The organism is Planococcus ruber, from assembly GCF_022819085.1.
GTDB classification, from domain to species: domain Bacteria; phylum Bacillota; class Bacilli; order Bacillales_A; family Planococcaceae; genus Planococcus; species Planococcus ruber.
In genome coordinates this window covers 1,468,258-1,483,739 of the sequence record NZ_JALHAG010000001.1, presented here as the reverse complement: position 1 = coordinate 1,483,739, position 15,482 = coordinate 1,468,258, and the positions used below count along the sequence as shown (strand labels likewise).

The window sequence follows — 15,482 nt, the reverse complement described above, 5'->3', positions numbered from 1 at the left end:
GAGGAGGACATTTGAATGCATTATGCAGTGACTTCAACCTTGTCTGCAGAATTAACGGGGCGCACAGAAGCATTATTAAAAAGAACGCGCTTGTTAAGTGCGCACGGCAAGTTTCCGGCTGCCATTATATCCACAGACTATAATCCGGATTTAAACTCGGTTTACAAGCTTTACTATGAAAAAGCGTTGATTCCAAAACAGGTGCAATTATTGAATATCTACGATTTCCTTTCCAAAAGAACTTATGATGTACGGGAAATTGAACATCCGCTAGAAGAAAAAGGGTTGGTATGGTCAGCAGTAGAAAATGGCAAGGCATACCGCTATTTTGATAATGGCAAATATGTTTTGTACAAAAATTACGAGACCCCCGATAAGCGCTTGAAATTTATCGATATGCTGGACCCTTATCAGCATAAGAGAAAGGTCCGGAAAGAATACAACTGTGCAGGGCTCTGCCATAAAGAAATCCATTATCGGCAAGGCACTGTATATGTATTGGAAGAAATTTACTTAGATGAACTTGGGAAGGCTTATTTGAATAAAATGTATGACGGAACATCCGAACAAAAATTGAAAAGCATTTACGTTTTCCAGGACGGAAAAGCACTTGAATTTCAGTCAGAAACCGAATGGATCCGCTTTTGTTTGGGACAAATGATAGAGGCGCATTCCACCGTGGTTTGCGATGAACGCTTGTTGGATCGCCCGGTTCTCGAAATGGAGGTCCCTAAGGTCAAAAAGATTTTATTCCTCCAACATTTAGAGCTAAATAGCGTAGAGCATTCCTTTTGCCGATATACGCGGGATCACCTCGACCAAATTGATGAACTCGTGGTTTTAACAAACGAACAGAAAGAAGTTTTAAGAGAAGCTTTACCGCATATAGGCAAAGTCACAGTCATCCTCCACTCCCCGGAAGAAGCGGACGAAAGTATGGGGGCCCCCTACTCGGATGCACTATTTCTTCAAGCGTGGCGCTCGTTGTTAAAAGCGCCAAAACCTGCCAGCCCGTTCAACAAGTTTTTTAGACGGGCATAAGGAAATAGCCGATTGGATAAAGACTATGAAAGCGGCTTTATCCAATCGGCTATTTTTCACTATTTTGCCCACTCAATCTCCAGTATATTCAACGAATGGACATGTAAACAAATGCGGACTTCATCGCCATTTTGATAAATTACCGCTTTCTCAATGGAAAGCTTATCTGAAATTTTATCCGGTTCTTTGAAAATGGCTGAGAAATTTCCGTGTTTGGTCCGGTAAGGTTTTACATCAAAATAGCCGGTTTTTGCCGTCCCGAACAAGCCGAAGGAATCTTCGAAATACCGGGCATCCGCCATTAACCGCGTCTGGATTTTATAGCCTTCGAATGCGCTGATTAAAGAGAAATCAAAATAATGCGGTTCTTCGATTTCCCTGACAAATGACAAATCAAGTACAGCATGAAAATAGCCATGTTTTTCTTTTCCTTCCGGCACAGTCAGCAAAGGCATCCCCACGCTATTCTCTGAAAGCCCGGACTTCGCAGGGATCCGGTAGACTTCATCTATGTCGCGCCTGCTCATCAGCAGCGTCAAAAAAGGCGCTTCCGGGAAAAAACGGCTATGGTATTGATGCCCTTCAATGATAAAGTTGACCAATTATACCAGTTATCTGAAAATTTAATCAATTTAAAAACCACCGCCCTTTTTTCGGACAGTGGTTTTAATGAACTTATTTCAATAAATCTGGGTAAGCGGTTTCGGCTACAAGTTTCACGGCTTCTCCGATTCTTGGCCCCGGACGTGAGGTGATATCTGAATCCAACAAGAAGACTTGCTCATTTTGGACAGCCGCAATTTCCGACCAGCTATCGCGGGCTTTGATTTCATCTACAGCGTTCTCCACATAGGATACCGTTGTAAAAATCAGTTCTGGGTTCCGGTTCACCACTTCTTCTTCAGAAAGTTGCGGCCAGCCTTCCAAATCTGCAAATACATTTTCCACTTGAGCGTGATTCAAAATTTCCTGTTGGAAGGTCTTATCGCCAGTTGTATAGATTTCAGGCAATGGACTGATTTCAATATAAGCTTTTTTCTTTTGTTCAACTTCAGCAAGCTTGTCTTGGACATCTTTGATTTCTCCTTGAATGGAAGCGATTAGTTCTTCGCCTTTTTCTTCAACTCCCATTACTTGAGCGATTTGTTCAATGTCACCATATACATCTTCAAACGAAGCGGCAGATTCGATGACGAAGACAGGAATATCCGCTTCTTCCAACACCTCGAGTCCGGTCGGGCCGCCAGTCGAATAAGCAAGGACGATATCCGGATCCAATTGGATGATACGCTCTGCATTGAATTTCACGGAATCGGAAACCCGCTCGACTTCCATAGCTTCTGCCGGATAGTTGTCAAAATCCGTAGCGCCGATCAATTTATCCCCTTCTTCTAACGCATAAAGGATTTCCGTATTGCTCGGAATTAAAGAAACGACTGTTTCCGGGACTTCTTCAAATTTTATTTCATTGCCTAGATCGTCTGTCACTGCATAAGATTCAGCCGCTTCGGTTTCTGTGCTGGTTTGGTCTGTTGGATTGTCGGCGCCTGTACTTTCCTCACTTTGGCAGGCACCAAGAAATACAGCGAGTGCAAGTGTTCCGCTCAATAGATAAGATTTCTTCATTTAACTTTTTCCTCTTTTCTCTTTTTCGGTCTTGTCGGATAGGATTTGCTGATGAACGGTATTTCTTCCATGCCGTGTTTGCGGTTGGCATAAACCGCCATCGCAAATAATACATTGGCAAGCAATTGCGCATAATCAAATAAAATCTCGGGCACTTCGCGCTCTAAGCTGACTTTATGCAAGGCCCGCACGGATTTTTTCGCCTCGCTGCGGCATACATGCAAACAGCAGGCAGCGGGCGTCCCTTGCGGCAAGACAAAATTTCCGATGCTGTCTTCCACTTCCGCCACGTAAGCATCGTATAACCCGCTTAAGATTTCGAGATCTTCCGCAGCAATAGCGATTTTCCCCCGCACTGAACCGTTCAGATGATAAGCCATGGGCTGCAGATAGCGGAGGTCCCGCTGCAGTTCCGGGATGTCTCCAGCCAAGGAAATGGCTTCCCCAATTCGGGTTGTCAATGAATCGGTCCGGATTTCAAAATCCACTGTGGATGCGGACTCCCGCATAAACGGATAGCAGATATAGCGCATATCTTTTTTCATTCCAATCACCTCTTCTCTTTATGGGCTTCGTGGTAATCTGCCGCATCGCACTTCAGATAAACAGCAAAAAGCCGCCCTCATAAAAAGGGCGGCACAATACCAATTAAACGGCTCGTCAATAAAGCCGCAAGAGGAAAAGTTGCCGTATGATTCCCTTATCTTCCGAAGAGTAAAAATACGTTCAAAAAAAGGCAGGTCTCCTGGCTTGTGCATCGATTTACTCTAAGAACCTTCCCGTCCAGATTATCTTAGACAGTGGCATTTTCTTATTTCATACGCACTTACAGTTGCGGAAACAGCTCCGGATTCACACCGGATTCCCTGTTATGCTGACGAATCAGTACCTTTTTTCTGCATGATTATTCACTTGTTTCCAGTGTAGCATATTTTATTCGGCAAAGATGCACATTTTCCGTTTAGAAAGCGCTTCCAGATATTTGAATAATACGACTTTTACTTCTGCTATCGCTTATTAATCGTTTATTGGGTAAACTAATAATCAGATAAGTCGAAAATATGAAATAGGACTGAATTTTCAAAGCCGACCAATGAGGGGGATTATTAGATGAAAGAAAAGATTCATGAGCTTCTGAAAAAAGAAAATTATGCATTTGATAATGAAAATTGGAAGTCGATCGAAAATGTGCCTTTTCTTTTGAATGATGAGACTACCAAATTGCTGAATAAAATCAAACTGAACATGGGGATGGCAAAGGGCATTTACATTTTCTGCGATTCCAATCAAAATATCCTCTACATCGGAAAAGGGGCACCGATCTATAACCGCATCCGCCGCCATTTTGCAAAATTGAAAAAGGCAACTCATGCCCCCCACGGATTCTTTCAAGCGATTCAATCACCTATCACGATTCATTGGGTGGAAATCGAACAGCCTGAAAAAAGAGAAATTGTTGAACATATGCTTGCCTACACATTAGAACCGGTGTACAAGAAATGGTATGTAGGATAATAAGGAAGCCTGTAAATGACATTTTGGGTCTTTTAAAGGCTTCCTTCTATATTAAATTGCCTTCATTTTTTCATTCAGCTTGGCAAAAAGCGCCTCTACTTTCTCTTTCGGCACCGTTTCGTACAAATCCCCCATGCTGACTTCATAGGAACTGCCGCCGTTTTCCAGCTCTTTGACGTAGCTGGTCAGCCCGATTCCGGTTTCCTGATGGAGATCAGCCAACAGCGCTTCCATCGTTTCTTTCGGGTGGCTGAAATGGACATGGAACATATTCGATACAGGTTCGACGGGCAAAGTGCTGATGCCTTCACAGCCATTGAACAAGCGGGCCAGTTCTTTCGCCTGCTCATAGTAAGCTGCCATTTTGCCAGAGCGTTTGTCAAAATAATAAACTGCAGAAAGGATATACGGATACAGCGAGATCAAATCTCCGCCGTGGCGCCGTTTCCATACTTTCGACTGGTCCGTAAATTCCTTGTCCCCTGCCAGGATCGCTCCTGCTATGCCGCCGATTCCTTTATATAGCGAGAGGTAGACACTATCAAAAAAAGCGCAGACTTCACTTGCAGTCTTATCGTAATACGGAAGCACTTCCAACAGCCGCGCTCCGTCCAGATGCAGTTTGATCCCTTGTGTGCGGCAATGGGCAGAAATCTGTTCCAATGTTTCGTAGCTTGGCAATTGCCCGCCGATTTCACGCTGCGGCAACTCGAGCAGCACACATGCTACTTCCTCTTCCATTTGAAGGACATCTCCAAGCTCAATTACGCGATTTTTTTCAGCAAGCAGCACTGATTCGATTCCATGCAGTTCTTGCAGTCCTTTTTCTTCGTGGATTTCCAGATGGCTCAACGGATGGTAAGCCACTTTCCGAATGCCTGCTGCGTCGCACCAAATACGCAAAGCAATCTGCTGGGCCATCGTTCCGCTTGGGAAAAACACCGCACTTTCTTTCCCCAATAAATCCGCCATTTTCTCCTGGAATTTTTCGATAACAGCTCCTTGGCCGTACATGTCGCTTTCCACATCGCCGTCTATCTTCTCAAATGCCTCTTTTAATACGTGGACTTCCCGTTTGCCATGCCCTGCCAATACCTGCTCAGCGTCAAAATAGCTTTGCTTTAACCGTTCATTGAATTTCATTTTCTAGCTCCCCATCTATCAGAATACTTGCGCTTTTCTCCACTATATCACTTTTAAAGACACGGACAAATCGTTAAAAACCTGGAAAAGCGGATACAATTTAAGAAAAAGCGAGCAAGCATTAAAAAAAGCCGCTCTGATCTGGATGGATCAGAGCGGCTTGCTTATGAAATTAGGAATTTGCTGCAGCTTTAAAAGACGCACTTGAACGGCTGCCGCCCACTTCAACCGGGTGCACAGCTTCATATAGAAGGCCTTCCAGTTCATTGCTGTAGGCAGTTGCCTGTTCTTCTGTCCAGCCAAGCACTTTGCCCATATACGCATTTACAGATGCTTTATTGGCATGTACCCAATTGATGTCGAAGAACAGCGCGCCTGTACGGCGGATAAAGAAATCTACCGGTTTGTAAGCCGCTTCGTATTCCAAAGCGTAGCGCAGCATTGCGAACGCGATTGGATCGATTCCTTCTCTAGCCGCTTCAGCGTCTCCGGTAAACAAGAAATTAAAGACTTGGTCCACATTGGATCCGTAGCGCTGAACCAGTTTGCGTGCTGCTTCCGGAGAAAGGCCGCGGCTTACGCCTAAACGCACACGGTCTTCAGAGAACTTCACAAATCCTTTTGAACCGCCTACTTCGCCGCCTGAAATCGGCAAGTGTTTGGTCGATACTTTTTTGAATTTCAAGCCATGTTCTTTTTCCAATTGCTCCGCTACCATATCAACGATGCTTTCGCCCATTTTACGGTATCCTGTCAATTTACCGCCGGCAATCGACAGCAAGCCGGAATTGGAAACAAAGATTTCATCTTTCCGTGAAATTTCAGAAGGGTCTTTACCTTCTTCATGAATCAACGGACGAAGTCCAGCCCAGCTGGATTCGATGTCTTCAATGCGAATGCCGACTTCCGGGAACATGAAGTCAATCGCTTTTAAGACGTAATCGCGGTCTTCTGTTGTCATTGTCGGATGCGCAATATCTTGTTTGTAAACGGTATCCGTTGTACCCACATACACTTTTCCTTCGCGCGGAATCGCAAATGCCATCCGGCCATCCGGCATATCAAAATAGATCGCCTGTTTTAACGGGAAGCGGCGGCCATCAAATACTAAGTGGATCCCTTTTGTTAATTGCAAAGTCTTTCCTTGTTTTGAATGGTCTTTGTCGCGCAGCGTGTCCACCCACGGTCCAGCTGCATTGACAATTTTTTTCGCATAAAGTTCATGGATTTTGCCATCGATTTGGTCTTCTACACGGATGCCGACCACTTTGCCGTTATGGTAGATGAAGCTCGAAACTTTTGCATAGTTCATCGCCAAAGCGCCTTTTTCAACAGCTTTTTTCATGACTTCCATTGTTAAGCGCGCATCGTCTGTTTTGTATTCGACGTAATAGCCGCCGCCTTTAATGTCTTTCTTTTTAAGCAATGGTTCGCGGCGCAACGTTTCTTCTTTTGACAGCATTTTACGGCGTTCGTCTTTCTTGACGCCTGCCAAAAAGTCATAGACGCGCAAGCCTACGTTCGTGCTTAGCGGCCCAAACGTTCCGCCTTTGTAAAACGGCAATAGCATCCATTCAGGAGTCGTCACATGTGGTCCGTTTTCATAAACGATCTCGCGTTCTTTCCCGACTTCAGCCACCATTTTCACTTCGAATTGCTTCAAATAACGAAGACCGCCGTGAACTAGTTTAGTAGAACGGCTGCTTGTGCCTGCAGCAAAATCCTGCATCTCAACGACTGCCACTTTCATGCCTCTCATCGTGGCATCAAGCGCTGTTCCGGCCCCTGTAATCCCGCCTCCGATAACAATCAAATCAAGAGGCGTGCTTTTCATTTTGCTATACGTTTCCGTCCGGTTAAAACTAGAAAATTTCATATTATACCGCTCCTTTAGTTTTTTACATTTTTTGGAAATGAAACAAAAGAGACCAAGCTACAGTCGCGGAATTTCTTCAGCTGAACTGGCTTGGTCTCTCGATATCTCCGGCCAAATATTAACTTTTACTTAAGAATTAACAATTGTTTTTGATTCAGGTTTTTTAAATGTACGAGTTGCAGCTACTGCATTTTTCCAACCTTCGTAAAGTTCTTCACTTTGCTCAGCTGGCATTAAGCTCGTAAACGTTTCTTCCACTTTCCACTGTTTCGCGATTTCTTCTTTGTCTTTCCAGAAGCCGACCGCTAAGCCTGCAAGATATGCAGCACCAAGTGAAGTTGTTTCTTGAATGACCGGACGTTCTACCGGTACATCAAGTATATCACTTTGGAATTGCATCAGCAAATCATTTGCAACGGCTCCGCCGTCGACGCGCAAAGTTTTCAGTTCAATTCCAGCATCTTCGATCATGACATCCACAACATCTTTTGTCTGGTAAGCCAATGATTCAAGCGTCGCACGGATGAAGTGGGCTTTTGTCGTACCGCGAGTTAAACCGAAGATCGCACCGCGTGCATCCGTATCCCAGTAAGGAGTTCCAAGGCCAACAAATGCCGGAACCATGTATACGCCGTCTGTTGATTCGACAGAAGCCGCATACGCTTCACTTTCAGGCGCATTGTCCAGGATTTTCAAGCCATCGCGAAGCCATTGGATAGCTGATCCAGCGACAAAAATACTGCCTTCAAGAGCGTATTCGACTTTGCCGTCTACTCCCCACGCAAGCGTTGTCAACAAGCCATGGTCTGAAACCACACCTTTTTCACCAGTGTTCATCAACATGAAGCATCCTGTGCCATAGGTGTTTTTCGCCATGCCTTTTTCAAAGCAGGCTTGGCCGAATAATGCAGCTTGCTGGTCACCCGCGATGCCGGCAATCGGCACTTCGTGGCCGAAGAAATGATAGTCAACCGTGTTTGCATAAACTTCAGATGATTGGCGTACTTCAGGGAGCATGCTCTTTGGAACTGTCAGAATTTCCAACAGCTCATCATCCCATTCCAAATCGTAGATATTGTACATCAATGTACGGGATGCGTTGCTGTAATCCGTGATATGCGCTTTGCCGCCGGATAATTTATAAACCAGCCATGAATCGATGGTTCCAAACATCAAGTCCCCGTTTTCCGCTTTTTCGCGGGCGCCTTCTACATTGTCCAAAATCCATTTTACTTTTGTTCCAGAGAAATAAGCGTCGATCAGCAAGCCCGTTTTCTTGCGGAACGTGTCTTCCAGGCCTCTTTCTTTCAAGTCTTTGCAGATGCTGTCCGTTTGGCGTGACTGCCAGACGATTGCACGGTATACCGGTCTGCCGGTTGTGCGGTCCCACACGACCGCTGTTTCCCGTTGATTCGTGATTCCGATCCCTGCAATCTGATCCGGTGTGATGTCTGCTTTTCTTAGCACTTCTGCGATACAGGCAAGGACCGACGTCCAAATTTCATTGGCATCGTGCTCAACCCAGCCTGGCTGCGGGAAAAACTGTTCGAATTCCTGCTGAGCTGAATTGACGATTTCCCCTGCATGGTTGAACAACACCGCACGTGAGCTTGTTGTTCCTTGGTCAATGGATAAAATATAATCTTTTGTCAAAACGATCTCCTCCTTTGGGATTTAAGAAATGATTTTTTCTTCTAATTTATCAGCTGCTGTTGAGCCTTTTCTCAATTCTACACTTGCTGCTCCGAATAAAACCAGCAAGAAGACTGCACTTAGTACCCAGAATAGCAAATTGAATTCGCCGACAAACATCGCTTTATAGAATACTGCCCCGTAGATACCGCCGAAAATCGGTCCGACGATCGGCACCCAAGCGTAGCTCCAATCGGAACCGCCTTTGCCTGGAATCGGCAATAAAGCATGGGCAATTCGTGGCCCCAAATCACGGGCAGGGTTGATGGCATATCCTGTAGGGCCCCCTAAGCTTAATCCAATCGCAAGGATCAATGCCCCAACGATCAGCGGGTTTAACCCTTCTGTAAATTCGTTTGCTCCGATGAACAATAAGCCCATTACCAAAACAAATGTTCCGATGATTTCTGAAACCAAGTTCGAAAACGGCTTACGCACAGCCGGAATTGTCGCAAATACGCCAAGCTTCGTTTCTTTGTCTTTTGTACGCTCCCAGTGCGGCAAGTAATTGAAAAAGACGATAGCTGCTCCAATGATCGCACCGATTATCTGCGCCAAAATATAGACAGGAACTTTCGACCATGGGAAGTCGCCGACTGCCGCAAAGCCAAGTGTAACAGCTGGATTCAAGTGGGCTCCCGAGAAATTGCCGACAGCATATACCCCCATCGTTACTGCTAAGCCCCACGCGATTGTGACAACGATCCATCCGCCGTTTTCTGCCTTGGAATCCTTTAAGGCGATGCCAGCTACAACTCCGGCACCAAAAATAATCAAAATCATGGTACCAATTACTTCAGCTAAAAATTCCGTCATTTTTCAACACTCCTTTATCATTTTGTTTAAGAACCGAAAAGATAAAAAAGACCTGCACTGAAATGAGCAAACTTCTACTTCAGAAGTACTCATATCAGTGCAGGTCTCCATTTCTCCAACACAGCTCTTAACTTGTTAATCCTAAATTAGCACTTACTGAAAGCGCTGTCAACATGATTTTTTCAAAAAGTTTCTGGATTTGACATATTTCAATCCAGAAACTTTTTTCTTGCAGGCAGCGCATTTATTTATCCCATAATTCCGGTTGGGAAGTTGAAATTGCTACAGCTCCGCCCTTATAAGCCAGGCTAATATCTTCTGCAGTCCGGATCAAACCGCCGGCAATTACAGGAATTCCCGTTTTTTCTTTTACTTCTTTGATAACCTTAGGAATGATTCCAGGGAGAAGTTCAATGTAATCCGGCTTCACTTGATTGATCAGATTGATATTGTTTTCAAGCGCTTGGCTATCCAGCAAAAAAAGCCGCTGGATGGTCATCAGTTTATTCTTTTTCGCCAGCGTAATGACATTGCTCCGTGTGGAAACGATGCCATCCGGTTTAATTTCCCTAACCAGATATTCGATGCCGTACATATCCGCTTTCAGGCCTTGGATCAAATCGACATGAAGGATCACTTTTTTATCCGCTTTTTTCGCCGCTTGCACAAGCGTTTTCAGCTGCGATAAACGCACTTCCAAATAAATAATGTATTCATGGTCGCTTTTCAATAAGCGCTCAAATTCTTTCATATTGCGCAATGCCGGCAAAACGCCTTTTAAGTCAGCCACGAGTCAATTCCTCCTTTCAACGAAAATTGCTTGGGAGATCCATTCATTCCATTATCCACTGCTTTGCAGCGCCTATCAACCGTTTTTAAAATCCTTTTCTGTCCATTTGCCGCAGCATGGAAAATCCCTGCATCGCCAAACTGCGATACAGGGATTGGAACGGTTCTTAGTAAGCATCTTTCGAGCCAAACAGCACCAATACGGTTTTCAGAATTAATTTGATATCGATAAATGTATTGCGTTCGCAAATGTATTTCAGATCTAAATAGACCCATTCTTCAAATCCAATATTGCTGCGGCCATTCACTTGCCAGTAGCAAGTCAGGCCAGGTATCACACTGAGCCGTTTCATTTCATACGGCGTGTATTTCTCGACCTCATCCGGCAAAGGCGGACGGGGGCCAACCAGGCTCATTTCGCCTCTCAATACGTTCAAAAGCTGCGGCAGTTCGTCGATGCTGGTCTTTCGGATAAAGCTGCCGACCTTGGTCACCCGCGGGTCGTGCTTGATCTTAAAAACCGGTCCTGAAACTTCGTTTTGGCGCAGCAGCGCTTTTTTTAGTTCTTCTGCATTGCAGACCATGGAACGGAATTTATACATATAGAAGGTTTCTCCGTCTTTCCCTACTCTTTTTTGCTTGAAGAAAACCGGTCCCGTCGAATCCTCAGCCTTTATAAAAATAGCGACCAGCAGGAATAGCGGGCTTAAACAAATGATGCCAACCAGGGCACCCATCAGATCGATCAGCCGCTTCGTAGCTAAATACGCGTAATTTTCATTGGTAGTGACCTCTTCAAAGGTCAATTGCGGCATCTCATTCATCACCGGTTCTTTTGTTTTTTCAGGAGTGGAAATTGACAATAAAATCACCACTTTCGCCTAGAAGTTAAATTTCACTATTCACAGAGAGGCAGTTTCAATAATTTCAATAACAGAAGGCCTTCCAATCGAATGGTACTCGATTCTCGCTTCTTTCATCGCATCGAGCGAATAACAGTTTCTTCCATCGATGACCAGCGGCTGTTCCATTTGTCTAAATACAGAGAGATCCAGACGCTTAATTTCATCCCACTCCGTAAGAATCAAAGCGGCATCGCATCCCGCTATAGCTTCTTCCACTGAATAAGCATACCGGACAAGCGGATCTAAAATGCCTTTCGCATTGTCGATAGCGATCGGATCATAGGCAATGACGTCTGCACCTAAGCTCAGCAATTCATTTGTCACTTGGATAGAAGCTGCTTCTCTCATATCATCCGTATTCGGCTTGAATGCCAGCCCAAGAATGGCGATTTTTTTGCCTTGCAGGCTGGAGAAGCACTGCTTCAACTTATTCACTAAGACCCGCTGCTGTTTTTTGTTGACGCTGACAACGCCTTTCAGCAATTTAAAATCGTATTCAAAGTCTCCGGCGATCTGGATAAGCGCTTTTGTATCTTTTGGAAAACACGATCCGCCGTAGCCGATCCCGGCTTTCAGGAATTGGCCGCCGATGCGTTGGTCCATCCCCATGCCAGCCGCTACATTTTCAATATTTGCTCCAACCAGCTCACAAATATTCGAAATTTCATTGATGAAGCTGATTTTGGTAGCTAAAAATGCATTGGAAGCATATTTAATCATCTCTGCACTTTTAATATCCGTTTTGTAAATCGGAATTCCGAACGGCTTATTGATGGTTTCCATCACTTTGAAAGCATGTCCTGTTTCAGCACCGATGATAATGCGGTCGCCATGGAAAGAATCGTAAATAGCAGAACCTTCCTTTAAGAATTCAGGATTTGAAACGATGTCCACCCGCACCGGATGGAGCAGGTTCTGTTTGATGATTTGCAGCAGTTTATGGTTAGTGCCCACCGGAACCGTGCTTTTTGTAACGATCGTGACAGGTCTCGCAATATGCCTAGCGATGTCAATAGCCGCCTGTTCAACATAATCCAGATTCGCCGCCCCGCTCGGCTCTTCCGGTGTCCCGACGGCAATATAAATCACTTCCGCATCCTTAAAGGCTTCGACATGGCTAGTGGTGAATTTCAAGCCGTTCTCCAATATGTTTTTATTCATTAACTCACTGAGGCCAGGCTCATAGATCGGTGAAATGCCTCTCTTCATTTTCTCTATTTTCTTCTCGTTTATGTCTACGCAAGTGACTTGATGGCCGATTTCCGATAGGCTGACACCCGTCACTAGCCCGACATATCCCGTACCGACTACCGAAATTTTCATCCTCATTCCTCCCAGGCTAGATTAATGATGCAGCAGATTTTTGGCTAAGCAGTTCTTTCATGATTTCTGCAAGAGGTTCTGAAAATTCTTCATTGTCCAAGGCAAATTCAATGGTAGTCCGGATAAAGCCGAGCATCTCCCCAACATCATAGCGCTTGCCTTCAAAGTTATAAGCAAAAACATTCTGGATTTCATTCAATTTTTGGATGGCGTCCGTCAATTGGATTTCTCCGCCAGCTCCCAATTTCTGTTGGTCCAGGAAGCTGAATATCTCCGGCGTCAGAATATAGCGTCCCATGATCGCCAAGTTCGATGGAGCGGTTCCTTGTTTCGGCTTTTCTACGTAATTGCTGACCTGGTAGCTCCGTCCGTCTACCGCTACGGGATTGATAATGCCATAGCGATGGGTTTCAGTATCCGGCACTTCCTGGACGCCGATAACAGAAGATTGCAGGCTATCGTATTGATCCATCAACTGCTTTAAACAAGGCTTGTCCGCCTTCACCACATCGTCTCCAAGAAGCACGGCAAACGGTTCGTTGCCGATGAACTTGCGTGCACACCAGACGGCATGTCCCAGACCTTTCGGCTCTTTTTGCCGAATGTAATGGATTTCCACTTTTGAACTGGCACGGACTTTCTCCAACAAATCGTATTTGCCTTTCTTGAAAAGATTATCTTCCAGTTCGAAATTCTTATCAAAATGATCTTCAATGGCCCGCTTTCCTTTTCCTGTAACGATAATGATGTCTTCAATCCCGGAAGCGATGGCTTCTTCTACAATGTATTGGATCGTCGGTTTATCAATGATCGGGAGCATTTCTTTCGGCATGGCTTTCGTAGCCGGCAAGAAGCGTGTTCCAAGGCCTGCTGCCGGAATAATGGCTTTTGTAACTTTTTTCGTCATTGGATTCCCTCCTGAACTTAGCAATTAATTATATTTCGGCTATTCATCTAGCCATTTTAAGAATGCTTAAATGCTTTTCTCCTCCATATTGAAATGATTCTATGCTTCACTTAGTGGTTAAGCATAAGTTTTTATTAATTCTTCTGGAAAAATCCATTATTATTTTGATGGGATAACCCCACAAATTAACTAATACTTTTTACCTAAATAAACAATTTTATTCAAAATCACTCTCCTTTCGTGGTTATATATAATTAGTAATATTCTTAATAATCAATTTATTTAACTATTTTAACATCCATAGTCCTAAATAGAAAGCTTTTTCAGTGAATATATTACATTTTTCTAAATTTTCTAGTAAATTAGAATATTGTTGTGTGGGAAAATAAAAATAGCTTGAGTGTTCGCCCGTTGCCGGACCTGCACTCAAGCTATTTTTAATCAATGTTTCGCTGCGCTTCTTTTTCTTTCGGGATTTCTCTGTTCATCAGTTCTTCCCGGTGCTTTTCAGTTATTTTTTCTGCCCGAGAACTTGTTTTTGCAAAAGAAAATGCAAATCCTGCCACTACCGCTATTCCTGCCGTTAACGCCATCCACATAATTGACTCCTCTTTTATCTGCATATGTATTTTTCTGTCCATTCAGCTTCCTGCACAAGTTCATTGCCGATCTACTGATTTAATATCTTTAGTTTACCATCTTATTGGGAGTTTTTTGTAGATCACGTAAAATTTTTTCTTAAAAAATGCTGACTGCACACAGTTTTCAACGACTGCATATAAAAAAGCGATTGGAAGTTCCAATCGCCTTAGACTAAATATTCAGAAATTAAAGTATAGAGAGATGTACAGTTGAACTTCATTTTAACCCGATTGCAGCGTTTGATGTATGCGAAACAATCATTTCCATTTCTCCGCTGATGAAATAATCTTTAATGGTAGCCGGCACAATAAAATTGTCGCCTTTTTTTAGCGCCATTCTACAGTCTTCGCTGCCAAATTCGCCTGCCCCCTCGATGACACTGACCATCAGAAACCCCGCGGCTAAACTTGCTTCCATTTTGCCTTTCAAGAGCCAATGGTAAACCGTAAAATACGTTTCTTCCACTAACCGGGTAGATGTCAGATTCCCTTTCTCTTCACGCAGTTTCTCGCATAGAAAATCCTGATGGGGATACATTGTGCATGTCAAAGCATGCTCTAGGTGCAGCTCCCGTTTTGCACCATTCCGATCCGTACGGTCATAATCATAGACGCGATAAGTAATATCGGAACTTTGCTGGGTTTCCAAAATGACAATTCCTTTACCAATCGCATGTAAAGTTCCGCTCGGCACGTAAATAAAATCGCCTTTTTGAACCTTCATGGTCTGGAGAAGATTTTGCCATTCGCCGTTTTTCACCATTTCCTGAAATTCCATTTGGCTGCGCGCTTTATGGCCAATAATAATTTCCGCATCTTCGTCGCAATCCAATATATACCAGCATTCAGTTTTCCCGCACGGTTTCCCCACAACTTTCTGGGCATACTGGTCATCCGGATGGACTTGGACAGACAAATTATCATTGGCATCCAAAATTTTGACCAATAGCGGAAATTCATCATCGGAAGCGTTGCGGCCAAATAAATTGGGGTGCTCTCGCCAAACCTCCGATAATTTCTTCCCTTTCAACGCGCCATTCCTTACCACAGAAGGGCCATTTTCATGCGCAGAAATCACCCAAGCTTCGCCTGTCAAATGAGTAGGGATTTGATAATCGAATAACGTTTGCAGCCGGCTGCCTCCCCATATCCGTTCCTGAAAAACAGGATCTAGAAAAACCGGTTCCTTATACATGGACGCACCTCCC

Annotated in this window: 15 protein-coding genes and 1 riboswitch; of the genes, 2 read left to right on the top strand and 13 right to left on the bottom strand. The window is 44.2% G+C overall.

Annotation, left to right across the window (positions count from 1 at the left end; translation table 11 throughout):
- Window positions 1-15 precede the first annotated feature (15 nt).
- Window positions 16-1,041, top strand: coding sequence for a glycosyltransferase (locus MTR82_RS07340; protein ID WP_246808502.1), 1,026 nt, complete (start codon window positions 16-18; stop codon window positions 1,039-1,041).
- Window positions 1,042-1,100: 59 nt separating this feature from the next.
- On the opposite strand, the gene MTR82_RS07335 is transcribed toward MTR82_RS07340, so the two are convergent.
- From MTR82_RS07335 to MTR82_RS07325, 3 genes are all read right to left on the bottom strand, one after another.
- Window positions 1,101-1,643, bottom strand: coding sequence for a hypothetical protein (locus MTR82_RS07335; protein ID WP_246808501.1), 543 nt, complete (start codon window positions 1,641-1,643; stop codon window positions 1,101-1,103).
- 73 nt (window positions 1,644-1,716) lie between these two features.
- Window positions 1,717-2,667, bottom strand: coding sequence for an ABC transporter substrate-binding protein (locus MTR82_RS07330; protein WP_052650857.1), 951 nt, complete (start codon window positions 2,665-2,667; stop codon window positions 1,717-1,719).
- A complete protein-coding gene (locus tag MTR82_RS07325; RefSeq protein WP_052650856.1) occupies window positions 2,664-3,212 on the bottom strand; it encodes a hypothetical protein in 549 nt (182 codons plus the stop codon). Before MTR82_RS07325 ends, MTR82_RS07330 begins: the two co-directional genes overlap by 4 nt.
- 173 nt (window positions 3,213-3,385) lie before the next feature.
- Window positions 3,386-3,576, bottom strand: a riboswitch (cobalamin riboswitch).
- 201 nt (window positions 3,577-3,777) lie between these two features.
- Between MTR82_RS07325 and MTR82_RS07320 the strand changes: the two genes are divergently transcribed.
- Window positions 3,778-4,182, top strand: coding sequence for a GIY-YIG nuclease family protein (locus tag MTR82_RS07320; protein ID WP_052650855.1), 405 nt, complete (start codon window positions 3,778-3,780; stop codon window positions 4,180-4,182).
- A gap of 51 nt (window positions 4,183-4,233) precedes the next feature.
- Here the strand turns inward: MTR82_RS07320 and MTR82_RS07315 are convergent, their stop codons facing one another.
- The 10 genes from MTR82_RS07315 to manA form a co-directional block, all read right to left on the bottom strand.
- Window positions 4,234-5,325, bottom strand: a complete 1,092-nt coding sequence (locus tag MTR82_RS07315; protein ID WP_246808500.1) for a threonine aldolase family protein — start codon at window positions 5,323-5,325, stop codon at window positions 4,234-4,236.
- Between the two features lie 172 nt (window positions 5,326-5,497).
- Window positions 5,498-7,201 carry a glycerol-3-phosphate dehydrogenase/oxidase gene (locus tag MTR82_RS07310; protein ID WP_246808499.1) on the bottom strand — a complete coding sequence of 568 codons (1,704 nt, stop codon included), beginning with the start codon at window positions 7,199-7,201 and terminating at the stop codon, window positions 5,498-5,500.
- Window positions 7,202-7,330: 129 nt separating this feature from the next.
- Window positions 7,331-8,854 (bottom strand): glycerol kinase GlpK, encoded by a 1,524-nt coding sequence (glpK, locus tag MTR82_RS07305; protein ID WP_246808498.1) that lies wholly within the window; start codon window positions 8,852-8,854, stop codon window positions 7,331-7,333.
- Between the two features lie 21 nt (window positions 8,855-8,875).
- A complete protein-coding gene (locus tag MTR82_RS07300) occupies window positions 8,876-9,709 on the bottom strand; it encodes an MIP/aquaporin family protein (protein ID WP_052650851.1) in 834 nt (277 codons plus the stop codon).
- A 244-nt stretch (window positions 9,710-9,953) separates the two neighbouring features.
- Window positions 9,954-10,499, bottom strand: coding sequence for a glycerol-3-phosphate responsive antiterminator (locus tag MTR82_RS07295; RefSeq protein WP_341801984.1), 546 nt, complete (start codon window positions 10,497-10,499; stop codon window positions 9,954-9,956).
- 166 nt (window positions 10,500-10,665) lie between these two features.
- A complete protein-coding gene (locus MTR82_RS07290; protein ID WP_246808570.1) occupies window positions 10,666-11,322 on the bottom strand; it encodes a sugar transferase in 657 nt (218 codons plus the stop codon).
- 78 nt (window positions 11,323-11,400) lie between these two features.
- On the bottom strand, window positions 11,401-12,726 hold the full coding sequence (locus MTR82_RS07285; RefSeq protein ID WP_246808497.1) for a UDP-glucose dehydrogenase family protein: 1,326 nt from the start codon (window positions 12,724-12,726) through the stop codon (window positions 11,401-11,403).
- 16 nt (window positions 12,727-12,742) lie between these two features.
- Window positions 12,743-13,633, bottom strand: a complete 891-nt coding sequence (gene galU / locus MTR82_RS07280) for a UTP--glucose-1-phosphate uridylyltransferase GalU (RefSeq protein ID WP_246808496.1) — start codon at window positions 13,631-13,633, stop codon at window positions 12,743-12,745.
- Between the two features lie 437 nt (window positions 13,634-14,070).
- The gene (locus MTR82_RS07275) at window positions 14,071-14,274 is read right to left on the bottom strand and encodes a hypothetical protein (protein ID WP_199876590.1); all 204 of its coding nucleotides are present in this window, start codon (window positions 14,272-14,274) and stop codon (window positions 14,071-14,073) included.
- A gap of 217 nt (window positions 14,275-14,491) precedes the next feature.
- Window positions 14,492-15,469, bottom strand: coding sequence for a mannose-6-phosphate isomerase, class I (gene manA / locus MTR82_RS07270; protein ID WP_246808495.1), 978 nt, complete (start codon window positions 15,467-15,469; stop codon window positions 14,492-14,494).
- Between the last annotated feature and the right edge of the window lie 13 nt (window positions 15,470-15,482).

What these genes read in the sequence shown, in the direction of transcription:
- MTR82_RS07340 (WP_246808502.1), top strand. Translation starts at nt 16, where the DNA reads ATGCATTATGCAGTGACTTCAACCTTGTCTGCAGAATTAACGGGGCGC.
- MTR82_RS07330 (WP_052650857.1), bottom strand. Translation starts at nt 2,667, where the DNA reads ATGAAGAAATCTTATCTATTGAGCGGAACACTTGCACTCGCTGTATTT.
- MTR82_RS07325 (WP_052650856.1), bottom strand. Translation starts at nt 3,212, where the DNA reads ATGAAAAAAGATATGCGCTATATCTGCTATCCGTTTATGCGGGAGTCC.
- MTR82_RS07320 (WP_052650855.1), top strand. Translation starts at nt 3,778, where the DNA reads ATGAAAGAAAAGATTCATGAGCTTCTGAAAAAAGAAAATTATGCATTT.
- MTR82_RS07315 (WP_246808500.1), bottom strand. Translation starts at nt 5,325, where the DNA reads ATGAAATTCAATGAACGGTTAAAGCAAAGCTATTTTGACGCTGAGCAG.
- MTR82_RS07310 (WP_246808499.1), bottom strand. Translation starts at nt 7,201, where the DNA reads ATGAAATTTTCTAGTTTTAACCGGACGGAAACGTATAGCAAAATGAAA.
- MTR82_RS07300 (WP_052650851.1), bottom strand. Translation starts at nt 9,709, where the DNA reads ATGACGGAATTTTTAGCTGAAGTAATTGGTACCATGATTTTGATTATT.
- MTR82_RS07290 (WP_246808570.1), bottom strand. Translation starts at nt 11,322, where the DNA reads ATGAATGAGATGCCGCAATTGACCTTTGAAGAGGTCACTACCAATGAA.
- MTR82_RS07285 (WP_246808497.1), bottom strand. Translation starts at nt 12,726, where the DNA reads ATGAAAATTTCGGTAGTCGGTACGGGATATGTCGGGCTAGTGACGGGT.
- galU (WP_246808496.1), bottom strand. Translation starts at nt 13,633, where the DNA reads ATGACGAAAAAAGTTACAAAAGCCATTATTCCGGCAGCAGGCCTTGGA.
- MTR82_RS07275 (WP_199876590.1), bottom strand. Translation starts at nt 14,274, where the DNA reads ATGGACAGAAAAATACATATGCAGATAAAAGAGGAGTCAATTATGTGG.
- manA (WP_246808495.1), bottom strand. Translation starts at nt 15,469, where the DNA reads ATGTATAAGGAACCGGTTTTTCTAGATCCTGTTTTTCAGGAACGGATA.